20 protein-coding genes are annotated in these 22,731 nt (G+C 41.6%); 17 read left to right on the top strand and 3 right to left on the bottom strand.

The features are described from left to right. Nucleotides 1–15: 15 nt before the first annotated feature. Both BM375_RS12030 and BM375_RS12025 read left to right on the top strand, forming a co-directional pair. Nucleotides 16–495 carry a thioredoxin family protein gene (locus BM375_RS12030; RefSeq protein ID WP_170852656.1) on the top strand — a complete coding sequence of 160 codons (480 nt, stop codon included), beginning with the start codon at nt 16–18 and terminating at the stop codon, nt 493–495. 65 nt (nt 496–560) lie between these two features. After that, on the top strand, nt 561–1,193 hold the full coding sequence (locus tag BM375_RS12025) for an FKBP-type peptidyl-prolyl cis-trans isomerase (protein ID WP_093366385.1): 633 nt from the start codon (nt 561–563) through the stop codon (nt 1,191–1,193). A 199-nt stretch (nt 1,194–1,392) separates the two neighbouring features. Here BM375_RS12025 and gldB read toward each other — a convergent pair whose 3' ends face one another. Then, nucleotides 1,393–2,427: a gliding motility lipoprotein GldB gene (gene gldB, locus BM375_RS12020; RefSeq protein ID WP_093366384.1), complete on the bottom strand. Its 1,035-nt coding sequence runs from the start codon at nt 2,425–2,427 to the stop codon at nt 1,393–1,395. Nucleotides 2,428–2,708: 281 nt separating this feature from the next. Here gldB and BM375_RS12015 point away from each other — a divergent pair, with 281 nt between their 5' ends. From BM375_RS12015 to BM375_RS12000, 4 genes are all read left to right on the top strand, one after another. Beyond that, the gene (locus BM375_RS12015; protein ID WP_093366382.1) at nt 2,709–3,362 is read left to right on the top strand and encodes a porin family protein; all 654 of its coding nucleotides are present in this window, start codon (nt 2,709–2,711) and stop codon (nt 3,360–3,362) included. A gap of 41 nt (nt 3,363–3,403) precedes the next feature. Then, complete coding sequence (locus BM375_RS12010; RefSeq protein ID WP_093366381.1) at nt 3,404–5,032, top strand: NAD+ synthase; 1,629 nt, start codon at nt 3,404–3,406, stop codon at nt 5,030–5,032. Nucleotides 5,033–5,160: 128 nt separating this feature from the next. After that, a complete protein-coding gene (locus BM375_RS12005; protein WP_093366379.1) occupies nt 5,161–5,736 on the top strand; it encodes a DUF4136 domain-containing protein in 576 nt (191 codons plus the stop codon). Between the two features lie 149 nt (nt 5,737–5,885). Further along, nucleotides 5,886–6,482 carry a hypothetical protein gene (locus BM375_RS12000; protein WP_093366377.1) on the top strand — a complete coding sequence of 199 codons (597 nt, stop codon included), beginning with the start codon at nt 5,886–5,888 and terminating at the stop codon, nt 6,480–6,482. Between the two features lie 36 nt (nt 6,483–6,518). Here BM375_RS12000 and BM375_RS11995 read toward each other — a convergent pair whose 3' ends face one another. After that, nucleotides 6,519–8,282: a M14 family metallopeptidase gene (locus tag BM375_RS11995; protein WP_093366375.1), complete on the bottom strand. Its 1,764-nt coding sequence runs from the start codon at nt 8,280–8,282 to the stop codon at nt 6,519–6,521. Between the two features lie 11 nt (nt 8,283–8,293). Continuing rightward, a complete protein-coding gene (locus tag BM375_RS11990; protein ID WP_093366373.1) occupies nt 8,294–9,910 on the bottom strand; it encodes a M14 family zinc carboxypeptidase in 1,617 nt (538 codons plus the stop codon). A 332-nt stretch (nt 9,911–10,242) separates the two neighbouring features. On the opposite strand from BM375_RS11990, the gene atpD reads away from it, so the two are divergent. The 11 genes from atpD (at nt 10,243) to leuD (ending at nt 22,730) form a co-directional block, all read left to right on the top strand. Then, the gene (gene atpD / locus BM375_RS11985) at nt 10,243–11,745 is read left to right on the top strand and encodes a F0F1 ATP synthase subunit beta (RefSeq protein WP_093366372.1); all 1,503 of its coding nucleotides are present in this window, start codon (nt 10,243–10,245) and stop codon (nt 11,743–11,745) included. Between the two features lie 81 nt (nt 11,746–11,826). Next, a complete protein-coding gene (gene atpC, locus BM375_RS11980) occupies nt 11,827–12,075 on the top strand; it encodes an ATP synthase F1 subunit epsilon (RefSeq protein WP_093366370.1) in 249 nt (82 codons plus the stop codon). A gap of 368 nt (nt 12,076–12,443) precedes the next feature. Beyond that, nucleotides 12,444–13,334: a branched-chain amino acid transaminase gene (locus BM375_RS11975; protein ID WP_093366369.1), complete on the top strand. Its 891-nt coding sequence runs from the start codon at nt 12,444–12,446 to the stop codon at nt 13,332–13,334. Then, the gene (gene ilvD, locus BM375_RS11970) at nt 13,318–15,018 is read left to right on the top strand and encodes a dihydroxy-acid dehydratase (RefSeq protein WP_093366368.1); all 1,701 of its coding nucleotides are present in this window, start codon (nt 13,318–13,320) and stop codon (nt 15,016–15,018) included. Before BM375_RS11975 ends, ilvD begins: the two co-directional genes overlap by 17 nt. Nucleotides 15,019–15,109: 91 nt before the next feature. Then, entirely contained in the window at nt 15,110–16,852 is a 1,743-nt protein-coding gene (gene ilvB / locus BM375_RS11965) for a biosynthetic-type acetolactate synthase large subunit (RefSeq protein WP_093366367.1), read from the top strand. Nucleotides 16,853–16,924: 72 nt separating this feature from the next. Continuing rightward, complete coding sequence (ilvN, locus tag BM375_RS11960) at nt 16,925–17,515, top strand: acetolactate synthase small subunit (RefSeq protein ID WP_093366366.1); 591 nt, start codon at nt 16,925–16,927, stop codon at nt 17,513–17,515. 59 nt (nt 17,516–17,574) lie between these two features. Beyond that, nucleotides 17,575–18,042, top strand: a complete 468-nt coding sequence (locus tag BM375_RS11955; protein ID WP_244525894.1) for a DinB family protein — start codon at nt 17,575–17,577, stop codon at nt 18,040–18,042. Nucleotides 18,043–18,233: 191 nt separating this feature from the next. Continuing rightward, nucleotides 18,234–19,715, top strand: coding sequence for a ketol-acid reductoisomerase (gene ilvC, locus BM375_RS11950; protein WP_093366363.1), 1,482 nt, complete (start codon nt 18,234–18,236; stop codon nt 19,713–19,715). A 101-nt stretch (nt 19,716–19,816) separates the two neighbouring features. Then, nucleotides 19,817–21,214, top strand: coding sequence for a 3-isopropylmalate dehydratase large subunit (gene leuC, locus BM375_RS11945; RefSeq protein ID WP_093366361.1), 1,398 nt, complete (start codon nt 19,817–19,819; stop codon nt 21,212–21,214). Between the two features lie 3 nt (nt 21,215–21,217). After that, nucleotides 21,218–22,042 (top strand): methyltransferase domain-containing protein, encoded by an 825-nt coding sequence (locus tag BM375_RS11940; protein ID WP_093366360.1) that lies wholly within the window; start codon nt 21,218–21,220, stop codon nt 22,040–22,042. 85 nt (nt 22,043–22,127) lie between these two features. Then, nucleotides 22,128–22,730: a 3-isopropylmalate dehydratase small subunit gene (leuD, locus tag BM375_RS11935; RefSeq protein WP_093366358.1), complete on the top strand. Its 603-nt coding sequence runs from the start codon at nt 22,128–22,130 to the stop codon at nt 22,728–22,730. Nucleotide 22,731: the final 1 nt, after the last annotated feature.

Raw genomic sequence — 22,731 nt, 5'->3', positions numbered from 1 at the left:
CAAAAATTGCAAAACATGTCGCGACTATTATCTATAACCTTTATACTGCTCAGCAGTCTAATGGGCACACCATGCCAAGCTCAAGGGCGTGACAGTATCAACTGGATATCGTTCGAGCAGCTTTCAGACTCTTTGCAAGTTCACCCAAAGAAAGTTATTTTGTTCTTCCACACCGATTGGTGCTCCTACTGCCGCAAGATGCAAAATGAGGTTTTTACAGATGCAGAAGTTATTTCAGCTCTGAATAACACTTATTATGCAGTCAGATTTGATGCGGAAAGTGTCGATACCGTTACATTTGAGGGGCAAAAATTCACCAATACTATTTCTAAAAAACGTACAGGACGATACCATGCTCTTGCCCAGCTCTTAGCTCAACGCGAAGGAAAACTGGTCTTCCCTACAGCTATTTTGCTTGATGAGAAATTCACCGTACGTCAACGTTATTTTCAGTATCTCGACAAAAAGAAGCTGTTAAAAGCAATAAAATTTTAATTTTGCTGTAGCGTTATAAAAACACAACACGTTTTAACGCTTAATTAAGTACTAATAATTATATAATGAAAAATCTATTTAAGCTATTATTTGCGGTTTTAGTGACTGCGGCTGTGTTTACATCTTGTATGAAAGACAATGACAACTCTTGGTATGAGGAGCAACAAAAAGAATTACAAAGAATTGAAGCTACAAACAAAGAGCAGGCACCCCTTTTGAAACAATATGCCGAACAATATTTAGGCGAAAACCGTAAACTTGATGAAAACTCAGGAATATGGTATGAAGTGATAGAAAGCCCTGAGGTTCCAGAGGATAAAAAATATGAATTTTTCACATCATCGGGACAAATTTACAATTTTGCTCTTAAAGCGAAATACGAAGGCCGTTTAGTAAAAGAACAAGGCAAACCATTTGACTCAAGTACTGAACCCGCTAATTTTACAGCTAATGGTTTAATCCCAGCATGGGTACGGGCAATTATACCATCAACTTTCAATTTGAATGGACAAACCCATGAAGTAGGAGGCTTAACGGAGAAAGGTTTACAAGTTGGCGCCAAAATCCGTATTATAACCCCCTCTACCTTAGGTTATGACAATAAAGATGTTAAAGATAAGGATGGTAACATTAAAATTGCAGCCAACTCTCCGTTAGATTTTACGATAGAAATAGTAGAACTTAAAAGAGCACAATAAAGAAACAGGCCCCATTTGATAAAACAACGAGGTCGTGTTGATAAAATTGCCTATTCAATTTAGACAAATTGAATAGGCAATTTCAATAAATTGAGTATTCATTTTTCTCAACTGACTGTATTCATTTTCAAAAGGCACACCGCCCTTTTCAAAGATCACCTGCAAAAACTTTTAATTCAAGCTTTTACCGGCTCAACACCTACTTCCCTTTAAACCGCGAAGCCTCCAAAATCCCTTGTGCATCCATATTTTTGAGAAGTTCCTGCAAAGTCACCTCCGGGTGTCGTTCCATATATTTACGTACAATCATCCAGCCCAGATAAGTACCCAGCTTAGGTGCCGATTCATTGTTTTCACCCAGCTCTGCTGTAAATGGTGCTTCGGTGAAATATTTCTGTATACGCAGATAATCCGTATTATACAGCAAATCTTCCTCCAAAAACCAAGACCATATTTCCGGCTGGTATGCCTTTGTCCACTGCATCTGGGCAGTTGTGTAGCCAATCTTCAGGGAGTCCGCCGTATTTGGTAAGATGGAGTCCATCGCCAGAAGTATTTTACCTTGGTAAACCATATTTTGCAGTGTATTTACATCCGTATTTTCCTGTGGAAATAGCTCTTGCCGTAACACGCTCTCTAACACACGCGGTGTAATATTCTCCGGTGTAAACCGACGTGACATATACAAAGGAATAGATTTCACCAAAGCCGGATAAAATTCAGAATCTGCCCCTAGAAACATATCCAGTCCAATTCCTATATAACCGTCGCCTATAGGCGTTTGTACTGAGAATCCAGAAAAGTAAGCAATAACACGGGGTAATTCGTACGTCGGAAAATAATACTTCAAGTATTTAAAAGCCTGTGTAAGCTCTTTTTCCTGTGTCTTCAAGTCCGGATATTTATTTTTCACAGCTGTAGAAAGTGCTTTAAAATCCTGCTGTTGAAGGATAGTCTGCAACACCGGAACAATGTGCGTGCTGTCCATCGGATCACCGGCTTCCAGCATGTATAGCATGAAATCAGTATAAAAAGCGCCGTACTTTGTCAACCATTCGCTGTTCTTTGTTCCGACTTCTTCCGAAGATAAATCTGCAAATTCCCTATCAAAGCGTTCGATTTTCACATCTACATCGATCCCCGAAATATTGGGCAATTTCTTTCCCCGTTGACAAGAACTCAAATGCAGGGCAGCGAGTATAAAGAACAAGTAAATTATCTTTTTTACGTTCATGGCTGGTTTTTTGTGTTTACGACAAAAGTAATTATTAATTTTACAGTATTGAAAACTGGTTGCATTGCAAAAATCCGTTTTTAATAAAAAGCGTCATTGCGAGGAACGAAGCCTGCCTACCGCAGGCAGGCAATCTGCTTTTTATGTTACCAGATTGCTTCGTCATACTTCCTCGCAATGACGGTAACTGAAAAAGACGGCAACCTGTTATGCAACCTTGAAAACTATAAAAATTGAAACATTGTTTTTCGGATTACATATTATCAAAAGCATACATCAACATGACAAAAAAAATCGCATTCTTTTCCCTGCTATTATCCTTTCTTTTCGTGTCCCCGTCCCATGCGCAGTATTATTACAACGAGCGCAACCTTTCTTTAGGCTTAGTTTTCAATCCGAATATCGGCTGGTTATCCTATAGTGACTCCGACGTCTATAAAAGCGACGCCAAATTCGGTTATGCTTATGGGCTTTTAGCCGACATTGGCTTCGCAAGAAACTATTTCTTTTCCACGGGGTTAACCATCAACACGCTCTATACAGATGTCAATTCCATGATGTATCATGCGGTTAGTTCGACTCCCTCTGCCACTGACACCAAGAACTTCCGTCTACAGTACGTCGAAGTTCCATTATCTATCAAGCTAAAAACCAACGAAGGAAATCTGGGTCGGTTCTATGGACAGTTTGGTTTTACTGCAGGCGTGAAAGTTTCAGGAAAGGAGAAGTTTGATAACACCAACAAATACAATACAATCAGTGGCGATGATATTTTTCGATTAGGATTGATTATCGGGACAGGAGCAGAATGGCGGGTAAGCAATAGCCTTTCTGCAGTAACCGGAGTGACGTATAACAACGGTTTCACACGAACAATGAAAGAAGGCAGTCCGAAACTGTCCTACGTTTCCTTGAATTTAGGTTTGCTCTTTTAACCGAGCTTTCGCAAGCTCATCCTTAAGATAATTTCAGACGAATGAAAATAACCTTAGCGCAACTCAACTACCATATTGGCAATTTTGAAGCCAATAACCATAAAATTATTGATGCTATCACTGCTGCAAAAAATCAACAGGCTGATGTGATTGTTTTTGCGGAACTGGCCATTGGTGGCTATCCGGCAAAGGATCTGCTCCGCAATCAGGCATTTATCAAACAGTGTCAATCTGCCTTAACCGAAATTGCTTCACACTGTGAGGGCATCACCTGTGTCATTGGTGCGCCTATCGCCAACATGGACGGCGAAGGCAAATCACTATATAATGCTGCCGTGGTCATTGCCGATAGAAAGATTACCGCCATTTCCAAAAAAACTTTCCTTCCTGACTATGATGTCTTTGACGAATATCGGTATTTTGAACCCAATAGAGTACTCAGCTGCGTAGAGATACAAGGTCGCAAAGTCGCCCTAACCGTATGCGAAGACTTGTGGGATGATGACAACAATAACTCCTATGTTGGTGATCTTTTAACAGAGCTAAAAAGGGAAGAGCCCGAATTGATTATCAATATCGCAGCCTCGCCATTTTCTTATACACATTTCGACAATCGTTTACAGGTATTACAACGCAATGTTATCAAAGCAGGTTGTCCACTTGTATACGTCAACCAAGTTGGTGCGCATACCGACATCATTTTTGATGGCCGTTCTCTCGCTTTAGACAGGAATGGAAACATACTTACGGAACTAAAAAGCTTCAAAGAAGACCTTCAGGTCGTCAATATCTTTGCTTCCTCACCCGTTAAGGAAGAGAACCAGACATCGGAAATTCAATTGATATATGATGCCTTGATTCTGGGTCTTCGTGATTATTTTGCAAAATCGGGTTTCAAAAAAGCCGTGCTGGGATTATCCGGAGGACTGGATTCTGCGGTGGTAGCTGCTTTGGCTTGTGAAGCTTTGGGTGCGGAGAATGTACTGGCAATTCTGATGCCTTCCATCTATTCTACCGATCATTCACTGAAAGATGCACTGGATCTGGTACAAAACACCGGATGTGCACACCAAATTATCCCTATCAAGGATGTTGCCGAGGCTTTTGACACAACCTTAGCGCAGACATTTGAAGGACGCACACCCGATACCACAGAAGAAAATATTCAGGCCCGTATCCGTGGCACATTGCTGATGGCTATTTCTAATAAATTTGGTCATATCCTCCTCAATACATCCAACAAAAGTGAGGCAGCCGTAGGTTATGGTACGTTGTATGGCGATATGGCTGGCGCGATAAGTGTTATCGGTGATGTGTATAAAACACAGGCTTTTGCCTTAGCTAGATACATCAACCGCGAGAGAGAAATAATCCCGGTCAACACCATCGTCAAACCGCCTTCCGCCGAACTAAGGCCTGATCAGAAAGATTCGGATTCGTTACCCCCTTATGACATCCTGGACAGTATTCTATACCAGCTAATCGAACTGGAAAAAGCGGGTTCTGAAGTGATCCAATTGGGCTTTGACGAGGATTTGGTGAACCGTATTGTGTCGATGCTTAATCGCGCTGAATTCAAACGCTTTCAGGCACCGCCAATTCTACGGGTCAGTCCAAAAGCTTTTGGCAGTGGAAGATCCATTCCATTAGTGGCGAAATATCCGTTTTAGGTTTCAGCCTAAAACCTAAAGACTTCGGAAGTTTTTGAAACTTCCGAAGTCTGCTAAAAAAGTTAAATTTTAGGATTAAACTTTTTATAAACAACATTGTCTAATTTAAATACTAAGATGGAAATGTTATGAAAAAGTTAGTATATATCTGCTTAACGGGGCTAATAGCGTTCTTCGCTTCCTGCTCCTCGGTGAAATACAACACCACACGCTTGCAAAGTCAGGATTTCAGCCAATACAAAACCTACGGTTGGTTACCTCCTGTAGATTCCTTATCCAAGAGCTATTTCAATAATGATATAGCCAAAGGTAATATTATTGAGTCTGCAAACAGAGAGCTGGAACAATTAGGAATGAGCTATAATAAGGACAACCCAGATATTCTATTCCGTTATGTTTCCATTGTCAATAACAAAAGCCGTCCGGTTTATGCTTCTCCACACTGGGGTTGGGGTGGTCCTTGGGGATTTTACCGTCCATGGGGAATGGGCTGGTATGGCTACGGTGGCGGATTCAACTATCCGGTAGGAAGTGAGAAATTCCGCTATGCCCACCTGATTATCGAAGCTGTAGATCGCCGTACGGATGCGGTTGTATGGCAAGCTCGAGGATCGGCAGAAGTCAGAACACCTGAAAAAGCTATTAATAACTTACCGAAAGTAGTAAACGGGATATTTAAGCAATATCCGGTAAGGAAAAAATAAGAAAAAGGCTTCGAAATTCGAAGCCTTTTTCTTATTAAGGTTTATACAAAAAACAAATTCTTCTCCGTAGATTATGGGAAAACACAATAATTTTACGATTATTGTGTTTGTTATATTGAATTTACCGTAAAAAAATAATTTCAACACTTATGTTAAAACACTACATCGCACTTGTACTTACCTTTTCATCCTTGATTGCTTTTGCACAAAATAAGCCTATGCTACCTTATGCCATACAGCAAGGCACATTGAACGAGCAATTTACCAACCTGAGCAATTTGTCACGCTCGCAGGATGCCGACTTCAAGGTAATACGGAAGACAAATCTTGAAATCGTCAGAAAGAATGTAATAGACTCAATAGCGCGTTACCAAAAAGAAATTTCCGAGCTAAAAAACAACTCCGCTTCTTCTGTGAACACCGTTGCTACTTTAAAAGATTCGGTTTCTACGTTAACTACGGCATTGCAAGAAGAGCAGCATAAAACCAACAGCATCTCCTTTTTGGGTATCGATTTTTCAAAAGGGTCCTACCATACGATGGTGTGGGTAATCATTATCGTATTGGCTATTGCATTTTTAGCGACTCTGGCATCTTTCCGTAAGGCGAAAGTTGACACCAGCTCCCACAAGCAAACAGCTGAAGAGCTGCAAGAAGAGTTGCAAACTCTCCGGAAGAAATCCATGGAAAAAGAACAACAGCTCAAACGTCAGCTGTTGGACGAACAAATGAAAAGAAACTCTTAAAAAGAAAAAGCACCGAAAATTCGGTGCTTTTTCTTTTTAAGAGGACTTAAGTGATTTTTCAACAACACCACCCTTCTCACTGTCCACCACAATCTTTGCATTCGACGGATCCCCTTTCACAATCCACCGTACCTTCACACTCGACATCCCGTCAATAGTAGGTATTTCAATCTGCTCAGGTTTATATTGCTGTTCAACCGTGACGTTGAAGTCGCTATCCATCACACGCATACCTGTGATCACCTGCGCACCTTCCAAGCGGATATGGTTTGGTCGGTTAACTCTGTTTTTCACATCATGGTCAGAATGCGTCGGTATAATACGGCTGTTCCATACCGTAGCATTTACCTCATACAATCCTCCGCCCAAGGGTTTCACTTCCGTGTGCAGAAATTCCAGTTTTGGCATGTGGTGCGCATGATAAATGGTAAAGGCCGCATTTCTATGCGCATCCTCTAACAATAGAAAACCTGGGTGGTTACGTGTATAATTCTTCTTCGCACCACCAATTTCAATTTTACCGAATTGCGGATGATCATATTCCTTCCACGGCACATAAGCATCTCCAAACAGCAGAAGCTTGTCAAACTCAAAATATTCGTCACTTTGACGCAAACCACCCTGTGCTTTTTCATTGAAAAGCTTATACGTCGTCATCAACTCGTTAGAAAACGTAAATATACCTCTCGTCAAAGAGATGAAATCGATTTCACCGCCAAAAACGGTGTAAAGGTCCTTATGGATAACGATGTAATCATATCCTGGGAGCATTTTTTCACCGACTTTACCAATTGCATCGTAAACCTGCACATCTTTCCGTGAGTAATATTGCTCATCCTGAGCAGCCCCAGGTCCACGCAAAATCATTCCTCCATAATTATGATAAGACTGTGCTCCGGCAATATTTCGATGTGTATAAAAGAAATCTTTTACAGCTTGTGTTTCTAGTAGCGTTCCAGGGTAATACAAAGCTCCATTCTGTACATAGTTCGGTTGCCAATTCCACCCCCAGTCACGGTTCGGGTCATACGTACCAGTGATATCCTCATTTACCAAACCATCGCCATCGTTATCGATACCTTCAAAGCCCAGCATTTCGTATTCACCGACCTCCCCCGGCTTGGCGAGTACCATTCTATTTGGATTATCCGGATCTACTTTATACCTACCCGTTTTGGATTTGCGGCGCATCATCACAATGTGTCCATCGCCATCCAAATCATCGTACAAATCCTCCGCGACCAATCCGTCGCCATCATTATCAAAAGGACGGCGCCCTGTGCGGGAGGAGTGCATGGTATTCGGTTCGTAAATAAAATAATCCCGAGAATCAGGGTTGATGGTCGGCGCAATATAGAACACTTTATCCCGCAGAAGCTCACGAATAAATTCCACGCTATTAAAATTCTCTGCCAGATACCATGCGGTATACATGGCGATTTCAGATCCCTGCAATTCATTGGCATGGATATTTCCATCAATCCACATTCCCGGCTTGCGCCCGACATCTCCTTTGCTAAAATCAGAAACCGTCAAAACGAAGATATCCCGACCTTCATAGGATTTACCGATAGATTCATACTTCACGAGATTAGGATAAGCCTTTTGCAAGTCCTTGTAGAATTGCTCCATTTGCTTATTATCGTGGTAGCGATTCCAGTTCATCGGGACCTTTGGATTGGAAGGAGAGCCTATCGCCCGAAGTCCCGGAATTTCCACGGCTTTATCTTCTGATTTTTGGGCAAATCCTGATAAAGACAAAGCCAAAAGAGCCGTTAAAATACTATATTTGAATTTCATACTGGTCAATGTTATAAAGTTACTTCAATTGTTTTCTCCCCTGCCGTCGGACAACCTGCCACAATCGACACTTTGCCCTTGCCTTTAACCAACCACGATACTTTGAGCGATTTGCCTGCACCCAATGTAGGATATAGCTGCAAGCGTTTTCCGCTCAGAAACTGCTGGGAAGACCGCAACTCACATACCGTTTTAAATTTCGACACGTGCTTAATTCTATCCGCGATTTCAGGATAAGTAGGTAGCAAACCTGTGTTCACCACATTCAATTCAATGCGATAAACATCTTCTCCCAAATTCGTAACAACCGGTTTATCGAAAGACAATGTCGCCATAGACTTCACCAGATTCACCACAAAATCCGTATGCGCTTGTGCCGGAGCTTCTAAAAAGGAAGCCGGAGGATTATTCCTGAATACTTCTACTATACCGCCAACTTCAACCTCTTGATTTGGGAAATCCGGGTGATTGACTTTTGTCCATGGTAGAATAGCGCCTTGTACATTATTAGCTTGCACCCATTGCGCAAATTTAAGGTCTGCCTCTTTTCCATTACCCGTTTTGTTATCCCGCTTGGTAGAATCTGCACTATGCGGCCACCAACCCGGCGTAACAAAGCTGAATTTACCAACGTGGTAATATGCCGTTGAAGAAAAATTGCCTGCCGAAGCTTCCGCTTTCGGTGCTGGCCCCAATGATTTGGTTGTCTTTCCATAGAGATGACTCACATATTTGGATACTTCCACATCCGAAGCCAACCATGAACCTACAATCCGTTCGCTCGCCTTTCGCTGATCCAGTTTTTCCGGTTCAGAAAGATTATTCTGTAGTCCAAAATGCAGAACCGTAGCAATCTGTGGGTTGTCAAATAGGAAATCAACAATTGCCCGGGTTTCCGGTTCTGATGCAGCATATTCACCACTTTCAGGTGTAAAAGCAGGATAGGTATACGTAAAATTGCGGTCGATATTCACCCCGCCATCTCCATCTTCACCGTAAAAACCATCTTTATCTGTATCCACACCTTCTTTATATAAGGTATACATTCCCGTCTCACCTTCTAGAATATCCGCTTCCACCAGATAATTCGCATAGTCCTTATGATTAACATACGTGCCGGCAAGCGACTTCACACGCATTTGCGAGATAACACCATCCTGATTCAGGTCACGAACCGGGTCTTCATCCAGACGCCCGTCACGATCATTATCAATTGCACGTGCATTTCCCGAAGCCCAAGCCACGGAAGCCACATTACGTTTATATGCATCGGGATTCAACAGCGGAACAATCCAGATGGATTTGTCTGCCAAAATCTTGTTCAGGGAATCCTGTGGAAGGTTGATCAGGTTTTTGGTTACCTGCAATGCTTGCAGTGTTCCGGCCGGGTGCCTTCCATCGATGCCTGCGACAATCAGCAAAGTAGGTTTAGTAGTAGTGGATTGCTGAATTTTAAGCACTGGAATGTCTTCTCCACCGAAGCTCTTCCCAATAGAGGCTTTCTGTACATGAGCAGAGGACGATAGTCGCTGGATTTCTCCCGTCAAATCTTTATAGGCGGGATAATTTAGCTGACACCACCCCAAAGCCGGAATAAGAAAGGTAAATGCCAAGAAATATCTTTTCATATATGTATATATAGGATTTAAAAAAGTTGATTAGAAATCAATGTCTAAACTAATGAAAACTAATTTGGGATACCAACAAAGAAACTGTAACTTATTTGATATAATATCTTTCTAAGTGATGGTAATGAAGGAGGTTATAGAAATGATGTTCCCTAATATCCTCAACAACGAGATAACCAACATCACGATTATCCACCTTTTATAAGAAAAATAAAATTATTATCAATAACCGTTTTGCTTTTAAATAGATATACATTATTTTTGCCTTCCAAAATGCGGACGTACAATTTCGTTCGTTTTAAATTGATTAATAATTATTTAGTCCCTATAATATGCCCAATATTGGTAAAATAGCGCAGATTATCGGCCCAGTAGTTGACGTCAACTTCGCCGACAATGACAATCTTCCTAAGATTTACGATGCATTGTATATTGAAAAAGACAATGGTCAACGTATCGTTTTAGAAGTTCAACAACACTTAGGTGAGGATCGTGTACGTACAATCGCGATGGATGCAACGGAAGGTTTGGTTCGTGGAATGAAAGTTGTCGATACTGGAGCTCCGATTAAAATGCCTGTTGGTGAAGAGATCAAAGGTCGTGTATTCAACGTAGTGGGTGGTGCCATTGATGGTATCCAAGAATTGGACGCAACAAACGGACGTCCTATCCACAACGTACCGCCAAGATTTGACGAGCTTTCTACTGAAAGCGAAGTTTTGTTCACCGGTATTAAGGTTATCGACTTATTAGAACCTTACGCTAAAGGTGGTAAAATCGGTTTGTTCGGTGGTGCCGGTGTTGGTAAAACCGTATTGATTCAGGAACTAATTAACAATATTGCGAAAGGACACGGTGGTCTATCTGTATTTGCTGGTGTAGGTGAGCGTACACGTGAAGGTAATGACTTATTGCGTGAGATGCTTGAGTCTGGCATTATCAAATATGGTGAGCACTTCATGGAAGGCATGGAAAAAGGCGAATGGCCTTTGGACAAAGTGGACAGCGAATTGATGAAAGATTCAAAATGTACTTTCGTATTCGGACAGATGAACGAGCCTCCTGGCGCACGTGCACGTGTAGCTTTATCTGGTCTTACTGTAGCAGAATACTTCCGTGATGGTGACGGACAAGGTCAAGGTCGTGACGTTCTTTTCTTCATCGACAACATCTTCCGTTTCACCCAAGCGGGTTCTGAGGTATCTGCCCTTTTAGGCCGTATGCCTTCAGCAGTAGGTTACCAACCTACATTGGCAACAGAAATGGGTTTGATGCAAGAGCGGATCACATCAACTAAAAACGGTTCCATTACTTCCGTACAAGCGGTATACGTACCTGCCGATGACTTAACTGACCCTGCTCCGGCAACAACATTTGCCCACTTGGATGCAACAACAGTATTGTCACGTAAAATTGCTGAGTTAGGTATCTACCCTGCGGTTGACCCATTGGATTCAACTTCTCGTATCTTGTCTCCAGCGGTATTGGGTGATGAGCATTACAACACAGCACAACGTGTAAAAGAAATCTTGCAACGCTATAAAGAACTTCAGGATATTATCGCCATCTTAGGTATGGACGAGCTATCTGAAGAAGATAAATTAACCGTTCACCGCGCTCGTCGTGTACAACGTTTCTTGTCTCAACCGTTCCACGTAGCAGAGCAATTTACAGGATTAAAAGGGGTATTGGTTGATATCAAAGATACCATCAAAGGTTTCAACATGATTATCGACGGCGAAGTGGATGAATATCCAGAAGCCGCTTTCAACTTAGTAGGTAGTATCGAAGAAGCTATCGAAAAAGGTAAAAAATTATTGGCGGAAGCCGTTTAAATAAGTATTAAGTACAGGGTATTGAGTAACGAGTAACAAACTTATCTCAATACCCGATACTTAATACCCAATACTAGAAAAATGAAATTAACAATCATTACTCCGGATAAATTGGCTTACGAAGGTGAAGTTACAGCAGTAACTGTACCAGGAAGCGCAGGTTCCTTTCAGATTTTGAAAGACCACGCCCCTATCGTATCTACTTTAGACGACGGAAAAGTTATTATCCAAAACGGCAAGGACGAAATCGTCTGGACAATCCAAGGTGGAGTTGTAGAAGCCAAGGATAACAACATTACCGTATTGGCAGAAGGAATTATAGAGAATTAATCTCTAAAAAATGCACATTTAAAAAGGCCCTTAAAACCAATTGGTTTTAAGGGCCTTTTTAATTAACTTTTTTGTCCAATAGAGTAATTTTAAGAAGAATTTCAGCCTCTCCTTAAAAAAACACATCTTTCTAGGTATATACCGATTTTAATTTCAGTCTATTAACATCAGTTTTTTATTCTGAAATTATATTGAAAACAAAAATTAAAAATAAATAAACATAAAAATACAAAATAATAAACTTTTTCAAAATAATTCTTTAAGCTATTGTAAACAATTTTTAATAGCGCTAACTTAACAAAAGTAAAATTCGTCTGATACCATCTATGGGATCCAAGACAGTTTATTGGGGATAAAACAAGTAACATATGCAGTACTACAACCAGGACACCTACATTTATTTAGACGGGGAGTTTGTTAAGGCGAATACAGCCGGAACAGATCTTTTTGGTCAGTCTCTACACTATGGCTATGGTGCTTTTGAGGGTTTGAGGGCATACAGCACCTATCACGGCTCGCGTATTTTTAAAGCTGAGGAACACTTCAACCGTTTGCAGGAGTCTTGTCGTGCGATTAACCTTCCCTATCAGTGGAACAACAATCATTTGATAGAAAAGACGTATGAATTACTATCTGTAAACAATCTTCGCTCAGCATATATACGCCCGTTGGTATTCTCGGGTTCCAATATGCACCTTACTTCTGCAGTGGAATCTAAAATCATGATCGCTGCTTGGGAATGGGGGCCCTATTTAGGGCATAACCTCCTTCGGGTGTGTACTTCGCGCATCGAGCGCCCGAATCCAAAATCTTTCCGCATAGATGCCAAGGTATCCGGACAGTATATCAATTCCATTTTGGCATCCAGCGACGCGATCCGCAATGGTTTTGATGAGGCTTTGCTATTAGATCAGGAGGGATTTGTAGCGCAAGCTTCCAGTGAAAATCTATTTATTGAAAAGGACTTCAAGATATACACTCCCCCATTGGGCAATATTTTCCCCGGCATTACACGTCAGGCGGTCATCGAGATCTGTAAAGATTTTCAAATCGAAGTCATCGAAAAGCGCTTAAGCATTCAAGATATACATGAGGCTGACAGTGCATTCCTATGTGGTACTGCAGCAGAAATCATCGGCATTAAAGAAGTAGACAATATACGATATAAAGAGGATTGGGAACACACCATAGGTGCCTCCATCCAAAGAAAATATAAAAAATTAGTATTAGAAGAAGAGAATTATGAAGTCATCATCTGACGAGAAAAATGTTTTAAACAAGTACAGCCGTATCTTCACGCAGGACGAGACACAACCTGCAGCAAAAGCCATGTTGTATGGTATCGGGCTAACCGATGAGGATATGGACAAAGGACAAGTTGGTATAGCCAGTATGGGCTACGACGGTAACACCTGCAACATGCACCTCAACGATTTAGCACAAGTCGTCAAAAAAGGGGTGTGGAATAATGGTTTGGTCGGTTTGACATTTGGTACCATAGGTGTGAGTGATGGGATGAGTAACGGAACAGACGGTATGCGCTATTCATTGGTCTCTCGCGATGTCATTGCAGACAGTATCGAGACCATTTGTGGAGGCCAGTATTACGACGGTTTAATCGCTATCCCGGGTTGTGACAAGAACATGCCTGGTGCCATCATCGCTATGGGGCGCTTGGATCGTCCGGCAATTATGGTATACGGCGGAACAATTGCTCCCGGACACTACAAAGGTCAGGAGCTGAATATTGTTTCTGCTTTCGAAGCACTGGGTCAACGTGTCTGTGGAAATCTTTCCGATGAAGATTACGAAGGCATTATCAAACATACTTGTCCAGGTGCAGGTGCTTGTGGTGGTATGTACACTGCAAATACAATGGCCTCAGCTATTGAAGCTTTAGGGATGAGCTTACCCTATTCTTCTTCCAATCCAGCTGTATCCGAAGAAAAGAAAGCGGAATGCTTGGAAGCTGGTAAATACATCAAAATCCTTTTAGAGAAAGACATTAAACCCTCAGATATTATGACCCGTAAGGCATTTGAAAATGCTTTACGCACCATTATTATTCTAGGAGGAAGCACCAATGCCGTTTTACATTTCATCGCTATCGGTAAATCCGTTGGGGTAGATATTACACAAGATGACTTCCAACGCATGTCTGACGAAACACCTGTATTGGCAGATTTCAAACCATCAGGAAAATACTTGATGCAGGATCTACACCAATATGGAGGAACTCCAGCCGTAATGCGTTATCTATTAGATGAAGGGCTATTGCATGGAGATTGTTTGACCGTAACCGGAAAAACGTTAGCGGAGAACCTTGAAGGCATAAAATCCATTATGGATTATAATCAACCTATCGTAAAGCGATTGGACAATCCAATTAAAGCGACAGGTCACTTACAAATTCTTTACGGAAATCTAGCAGAGAAAGGCTCTGTGGCCAAGATATCGGGGAAAGAAGGCGAACGCTTCGTAGGTCCTGCACGCGTATTTGATGGCGAACACGATCTGGTAGCTGGAGTAGCAACTGGAAGAATTAAGCCAGGCGATGTTATCGTTATCAAAAACGAAGGACCTAAAGGGGCTCCCGGTATGCCGGAAATGCTTAAACCTACGGCCTTAATTATCGGAGCGGGTCTAGGTAATTCAGTAGCCTTGATTACTGATGGCCGTTTCTCGGGAGGAACACACGGTTTTGTCGTTGGGCACATTACACCCGAGGCCTATGCAGGAGGGTTAATCGGATTGGTAGAAGATGACGACGTCATTGAAATCGATGCAGTAAACAATACCCTAAACTTACAGGTATCCGATGAAGTCATCGCGCAACGTCGAGCCAACTGGAAACAGCCTGCATTGAAAGTAACAAAAGGCGTTTTATACAAATACGCAAAGACAGTAGCCGATGCGTCGGAAGGCTGTGTGACAGATTTATAAAGTAACGAGTACAAAGTATTGAGTAAAAGAAAGACTCATCTCAATACGCACTACTCAATACCCAATACTAATATCTCAATATTAAATAAAAATGAGTACACTGGAAAAAACGGAAGCGACGCCTCAGACAGAGACAGCAACGACAACCCAAATAAGCGGTTCTCAAGCTGTTTTAGAGGCTTTAATTCACGAGGGAGCTGATACCATCTTTGGGTATCCAGGAGGTGCCATCATGCCGATTTATGATGCGTTATATGATTACAATGATAGGTTGAATCATATTCTAGTCCGTCATGAACAAGGGGGCATACATGCCGCACAAGGTTACGCTCGCACCTCTGGCCGTGTAGGTGTAGCTTTTGCTACAAGTGGCCCGGGCGCTACCAATTTAGTAACTGGATTAGCGGACGCAATGATTGATAGTAATCCTATTGTCTGCATCACAGGTCAAGTTTTTGCTGCCTTATTAGGTACAGATGCCTTTCAGGAAACTGATGTGATCAATATCACTACGCCAGTCACCAAATGGAACTATCAGGTAACCGATGCGACCGAAATTCCAAGTGTATTGGCTAAAGCATTCTACATTGCTCGCACAGGGAGACCTGGCCCAGTATTGATCGATATTACCAAGAATGCACAGATACAATTATTTGACTACGAAGGATACGAGAAGTGTGATTATGTGCGTAGCTACAGACCTGCTCCGATTGTACGTCATGAATATGTCGAGCAAGCCGCACAAGTTATCAACCAAGCGAAAAAACCATTTGTTTTATTCGGCCAAGGGATTATTTTAGGTAAAGCCGAACAAGAGTTTAAACACTTCATAGAAAAGGGGGGATTTCCAGCAGCAACGACCGTAATGGGATTGAGCGCATTGGAAACTGATCATCCACAACATGTAGGTATGTTAGGCATGCACGGCAATTACGCCCCAAATGTGATGACCAATGAATGCGATGTGTTAATTGCTGTAGGTATGCGTTTTGATGACCGTGTGACAGGGAGATTGGATAAATATGCTAAACAAGCCAAAGTTATCCATTTAGATATTGACCCTGCCGAAATCGACAAAAATGTAAAAGCAACCGTACCTGTTTGGGGCGATTGCAAAGAGACTTTGCCTCTATTGACATCGTTGGTAGAGAAAAGAGATCATTCGGCCTGGTTGCAACAATTCCGCGAGTTGGAGAAAGAAGAGGTTAAGGCTGTTATCCACGATGAGCTAAACCCAACTGGGGAAGTCATGACTATGGGCGAAGTAATCAAAACCTTAAACGAACTAACGGGCGGAGATGCCGTTATCGTTACGGATGTGGGGCAGCATCAAATGGTAGCCTGCCGTTACGCAAAATTTAACTCATCAAAATCCAACGTAACCTCCGGAGGACTGGGGACGATGGGCTTTGGACTACCAGCCGCAATAGGTGCTTGGTATGGTGCTCCGGAGCGCGACGTTATTGTTGTTGTAGGAGATGGTGGTATTCAGATGACTATCCAGGAGTTAGGGACAATCATGCAATTCGGCGCTAAGGTAAAAATATTGGTGCTTAACAACCAGTTCTTAGGTATGGTTCGCCAGTGGCAGCAGCTATTCAATGATAAACGCTATTCTTTTGTGAATATTACAAGCCCAGATTTTGTAGCTGTAGCCAAAGGATATCATATTGATGGGAATAGCATTTCCGAACGTGAGAACCTCTACTCTGCACTAAAAACCATGTTAGAACACGACGGTTCCTACTTACTAGAAGTAATGGTAGGAAAGGAAAACAATGTGTTCCCAATGGTTCCACAAGGAGCGTCGGTATCAGAAATTAGGTTAAAATAACACAGCAATAAGCTTTAAGCAGTAAGCTTTAAGCCTACTGCCTAAGGCCTATAGCCTATAAGCTTTTAAACAATGGAAAAACAAGAATATACCATTACCTTATATACAGAGAATGCCATCGGTATGATTGGCCGTATCTCCGGCATCTTCTCCAGAAGGAAAATCAACATCGAAAGCTTGAATACTTCCCCTTCCGAAGTGGAAGGCATCCACCGCTTTACGATTTTAATCCACGAGAGTGAAGAGGTTGTGCGCAAGCTTTGTCGCCAAATCGAGAAACAAGTGGAAGTATTGAAGGCCTATTACAATACCAACGAAGAACTGATCTGGCAAGAACAAGCTCTCTATAAAGTTCCTACAGAAATCATTGCTGAAAAAGCTCCTGTAGAACGTTTATTGCGTGAATATGGTGCTTCTGCAGTAGTTATCCGTAATGACTATACCGTCTTCGAAACAGCAGGGCATCGTGAGGAAATTGACAGATTAACCTCCGAGTTAGGTAAATACAAACTTATTGAGTTTGTACGTGGCGCACGTATTGCCATAATCAAGGACAGTGCAGGCTTCCACTCTAAGTTAAAACAATTTGAACGGGAAACACCTTCACCGGAAATCGTCGAAAACGAATACCTTGACCAACAGGATGATGTGTTCACCATGTAGAAACGTTTAGTTGATGAATCGTTTAAACGGTTAATCGATTAAACAATTAAACATATATAATGAAAGAAATATTTAAATTTATCATAGATAGTCGTAAGGCCTTTATCCAACTGCTGGAAGAACTTACATTAGACGAGCTAAATAAGATTCCAGAGGGGTTCAATAACAATATTATCTGGAACTTCGGACATATTGTGGTCAGTACCCAAACACTGTGCTATGCACGTACGGGTATCAACACCGACACTTCCGCTATTAGATATTTAGAAGCGTATAAAAAAGGATCAAAACCAACATACTTTGTAACTGCGGAAGAAGCTGCCGAACTGAAAGCATTGGCTATCTCAACAATTGAAAAAATTGAAGACGACTATAACAAAGGTATCTTTGCGACTATACAACCCTACGATACGGCAACCTATGGATCGCTATTAAACAGCTTCGCTGATGTTTTGGTTACCACATCTGGTCATGACAACTTACATTTAGGCTATGCAATAGCCCAACGGAGAATAATCCTCCCCTAACCCCTCCAAAGGAGGGGAATAATATTAGGATTTAATATTATAGAACAAAAAGTAATAAACAAGAACATCTTTCTACCTCCCTCTCCCTGGGAGAGGGTTGGAGAGAGGATAAAAAACAATAAGGACGAGACGTTGGTAAACTATATCGGCATCTCAATACTCATTACTAAATACTCAATACTAATAAAAAAATGGCAAATTATTTTAACACCTTACCGCTTAGAGAGCAATTAAACCAATTAGGTCATGCAGAATTTATGGATTCAGCAGAGTTTGCAGATGGCGTTAACACTTTAAAAGGTAAAAAAATCGTAATCGTGGGCTGTGGTGCCCAAGGCTTAAACCAAGGTTTAAACCTTCGTGACAGCGGACTTGACGTATCTTACGCATTACGTAAAGAAGCTATTGACCAAAAAAGAGATTCTTGGAAAAACGCGACCGACAACAATTTCAATGTTGGTACATACGAGGAGTTGATTCCAAATGCTGATTTGGTAATCAACCTAACTCCTGATAAACAACACACGGCTGTTATCAATGCTGTACAACCCTTGATGAAGCAAGGTGCTGCCCTATCCTACTCCCATGGTTTCAACATTGTAGAAGAAGGTATGCAGATTCGTAAAGATATTACGGTTATCATGGTCGCACCTAAATGTCCGGGTTCTGAAGTCCGTGCAGAGTACTTAAGAGGATTTGGCGTTCCAACCTTGATTGCTGTACACCCTGAGAATGACCCAGAAGGAAAAGGCTGGCCTTATGCCAAAGCATATTGCGTAGGTACAGGTGGTCACCGTGCTGGTGTATTGAAATCATCTTTCGTAGCCGAAGTAAAATCTGATTTGATGGGTGAACAAACTATCCTTTGTGGTTTGTTACAAACAGGCTCGATTCTTTCTTTCGACAAAATGATCGAAAAAGGAATTGATGCAGGCTACGCATCCAAATTGGTACAATACGGTGTAGAAGTCATCACTGAAGCTTTAAAACACGGTGGTGTTAGCGGTATGATGGACAGACTTTCCAACCCAGCTAAAATCAAAGCTTTCCAAGTTTCTGAGGAGTTAAAAGACATTATGCGCCCATTGTTCCAAAAACACCAAGATGACATTATGTCTGGCGAGTTCAGCAAAACTATGATGGAGGACTGGGCCAACGGTGATGCTAACCTATTGAAATGGAGAGCAGAAACAGGCGAAACAGCTTTCGAAAAAACTCCAGCCGGCGATGTAAAAATCGGTGAGCAGGAATATTTCGACAATTACCTATTAATGGTTGCCTTCGTAAGAGCAGGTGTAGAATTGGCTTTCGAAACCATGGTAGAAGCCGGTATCAAACCAGAATCTGCTTATTATGAATCTCTGCACGAAACCCCTTTGATTGCCAACACTATTGCACGTAAGAAATTATTCGAAATGAACCGTGTTATTTCCGATACGGCAGAGTACGGCTGTTACCTATTCGACCAAGCTTGTAAACCTTTGTTGACTGATTTCATGAAGAAAGTGGATACCGACTTAGTGGGTAAAAATTTCAACGAAGGGAAAGACGGCTCAGTAGACAACGTACAGTTAGTGCAAGTAAATGAAATCTTACGTACCCACCCTGTAGAAATTGTTGGCACTAAATTGCGTAAAGCAATGACGGCAATGAAAGCCATCAAAACTGTTTAATTTAGTAGTCAGTGGACAGTAGTCAGTTATCAGTAAGCAACAACTACCGGTGACTGACCACTGAAAACTGATTACTGACAACTATAATAAAGAAGAGAGAAATGGGAAAAACATTAGTTGAGAAGATTTGGGATGCACATGTTGTCAAAAGCCAGGAAGGCTTCCCAGATATTTTATACATCGACACACATCTTATCCACGAGGTTACTTCACCACAGGCTTTTGACGGTCTGCGCAAGCGTGGTATTCCTGTGTTCCGCCCAAACCAAACGGTAGCTACAGCGGATCACAACGTACCAACATTGAATCAGCACTTACCTATTCAAGAAGAACTATCACGCTATCAAGTGGATATGCTGACCAAAAATACGAAGGAATTTGGTGTTGAGTTATATGGCTTAGGTCACCCATACCAAGGTATCGTACATGTTATTGGCCCTGAATTGGGTATTACCCAACCAGGAAAAACCATGGTATGTGGGGATAGTCACACGTCAACACATGGAGCTTTCGGAGCTATTGCCTTTGGTATTGGAACCTCACAGGTAGAGCAGGTTTTTGCTACGCAATGTCTATTGTTGCAAAAGCCCAAAACCATGAAAATTGAAGTTAATGGCGAACTGGCAAAAGGTGTAGGAGCAAAAGATATTGTACTATACATCATTTCGAAAACAACAGCCGCCGGTGGAACAGGTTACTTTGTGGAGTTTGCAGGTTCGGCAATCCGCTCTTTGAGTATGGAAGGCCGTATGACCGTGTGTAACATGAGTATAGAAATGGGTGCCCGCGGTGGTCTGATTGCACCTGACCAAACTACTTTCGACTATGTACAAGGGCGTGAATTCGCACCTAAAGGAGAAGCCTGGGATAAAGCTGTAGATTATTGGAAAACCTTATATTCAGATGAGGATGCACAATTTGATGCTGTATTGCAATTTGATGCAGCAGATATACAACCGATGATTACATACGGTACAAACCCAGGCATGGGTATAGGTATTTCAGATGCCATTCCTGCAACAGCAGCCCAACCAGAATCCGAACAACCATCATACGAAAAAGCACTGAACTACATGGGTTTCCAAGATAACCAAAAGTTAATAGGACATCCTGTAGATTACGTATTCATCGGTTCATGCACCAATTCCCGAATCGAGGATCTACGCACCGTAGCTTCCTTCGTTAAGGGTAAAAAGAAAGCAGACAATGTAGAAGTATGGATTGTTCCTGGCTCTAAACAAGTCGAGGCACAAGCCAAAGAGGAAGGTATAGACAAAATTTTCGAAGAAGCCGGATTTATACTTCGTGAACCAGGATGTTCAGCATGTTTAGGGATGAATGAAGACAAAATTCCAGCAGGAAAATATTGTATATCTACATCCAACAGAAACTTTGAAGGTCGTCAAGGGCCTAATGCACGTACGATGTTGGCAAGCCCACTGACCGCTGCCGCAGCTGCCGTGGCTGGTAAAATTGTGGATGTTAGAGAGGTAGTTTAAAATATGTGTCATATCTGCGAAACGGCTGCTGCCTCAGAAAATAAAGTAATCGATAGAACATCACAGAATGCTTCTACGATTTTCAACCAAAGAACACTCGAACAAGATTATCGCACACTAAAATCCGCGTTAAAACCAGGTCTCAGAGTTTTGGATATTGGCTGTTCGACAGGAGCAATCACAAAAGATATTGCAAATATCGTAGGTCCTACCGGATATGTTGTCGGAATTGACAACACGGCATCTTTTATTGAGGAAGGGAAAAATCTGTTTTCAGACATTCGAAATCTTGAACTCCATCACTGTGATTTATTAGATTTTGAGAGCGATCAAAAGTTTGACCTTATTGTATCCGCACGGACCTTTCAATGGATTTCAACATTAGACACAGCTATTGATAAACTAAAATCTTTACTAAAACCTAACGGGCAAATTTCTATTCTTGATTATAATCACGAAGCCATCAGCTGGAATCCACGCATTCCGAAGAGTATGGATAATTTTTATCATATGTTCTTGATGTGGAGAAAAGATGCCGGCATGAACAATAGGATTGGTTATGATCTTGAAGACATGCTTGAAGAACATGGTTTTGGTCAGATTGAGGTTTTTGATGCAGATGAACATTATGAGCGTAAAAATCCCTTACATATAGACAAAATCAAAGTTTGGTCAAAAGTAGCCAGTTCCAAACAAATGGTAGATGAAGGTTATATTTCTGACCAAAATCGCTTAGAAGCCATTAAAGACTATAATGATTGGGCGGAAAACACGGCTATAAGCATGACAATGAAACTTAGAGAAGTAAGAGCAATATTAAATTCATAATATGAAACCATCATGATTTATTCAAACCACACGGAGGGAGGAATAGATCTAATAGCTTTATCACAATAAAGAACAATTTGTTAAGATGAAAAAATTTGAAAAATTAGTGTCGCGGGTAGTCCCGCTACCGATTGAAAATATCGATACCGACCAGATTATCCCGGCCCGCTTTCTAAAAGCAACAACACGCGAGGGCTTTGGTAACAATTTATTCCGTGATTGGCGTTATGACAGCAACGATCAGCCAAAAGCTGATTTTGTGATGAACGACCCAACTTACAGCGGAAAAATTCTCGTAGCCGGCAAAAACTTCGGTTGCGGATCATCCCGCGAACACGCCGCTTGGGCAATCGAAGACTACGGCTTCAATGTCGTTATCAGCTCTTTCTTTGCTGACATCTTCAAAGGCAATGCCTTAAACAATGGTGTATTACCTATCACGGTGCCGGATGATTTTTTGGAAAAGATATTTGCTGCCGTCTTTGCTGACCCAACAAATGAATTAACTGTTGATTTAGAAACACAAACCGTTACCATCAACGCAACCGGCGACAGCTTTGAATTTGAAATCAATCCTTACAAAAAGTCCTGCTTAATCAATGGCTATGACGACATCGACTATATCTTAAGCCAAAAAGAGTTGATTGAAGACTTTGAACAAACAAGGCCATTTTCATTTTATAAATAAT

Source organism: Sphingobacterium wenxiniae, from assembly GCF_900116225.1.
Classification (GTDB): Bacteria; Bacteroidota; Bacteroidia; order Sphingobacteriales; family Sphingobacteriaceae; genus Sphingobacterium; species Sphingobacterium wenxiniae.
The sequence above is the reverse complement of the archived record's forward strand: the minus strand, read 5'-3'. Positions and strand labels throughout refer to the sequence as shown.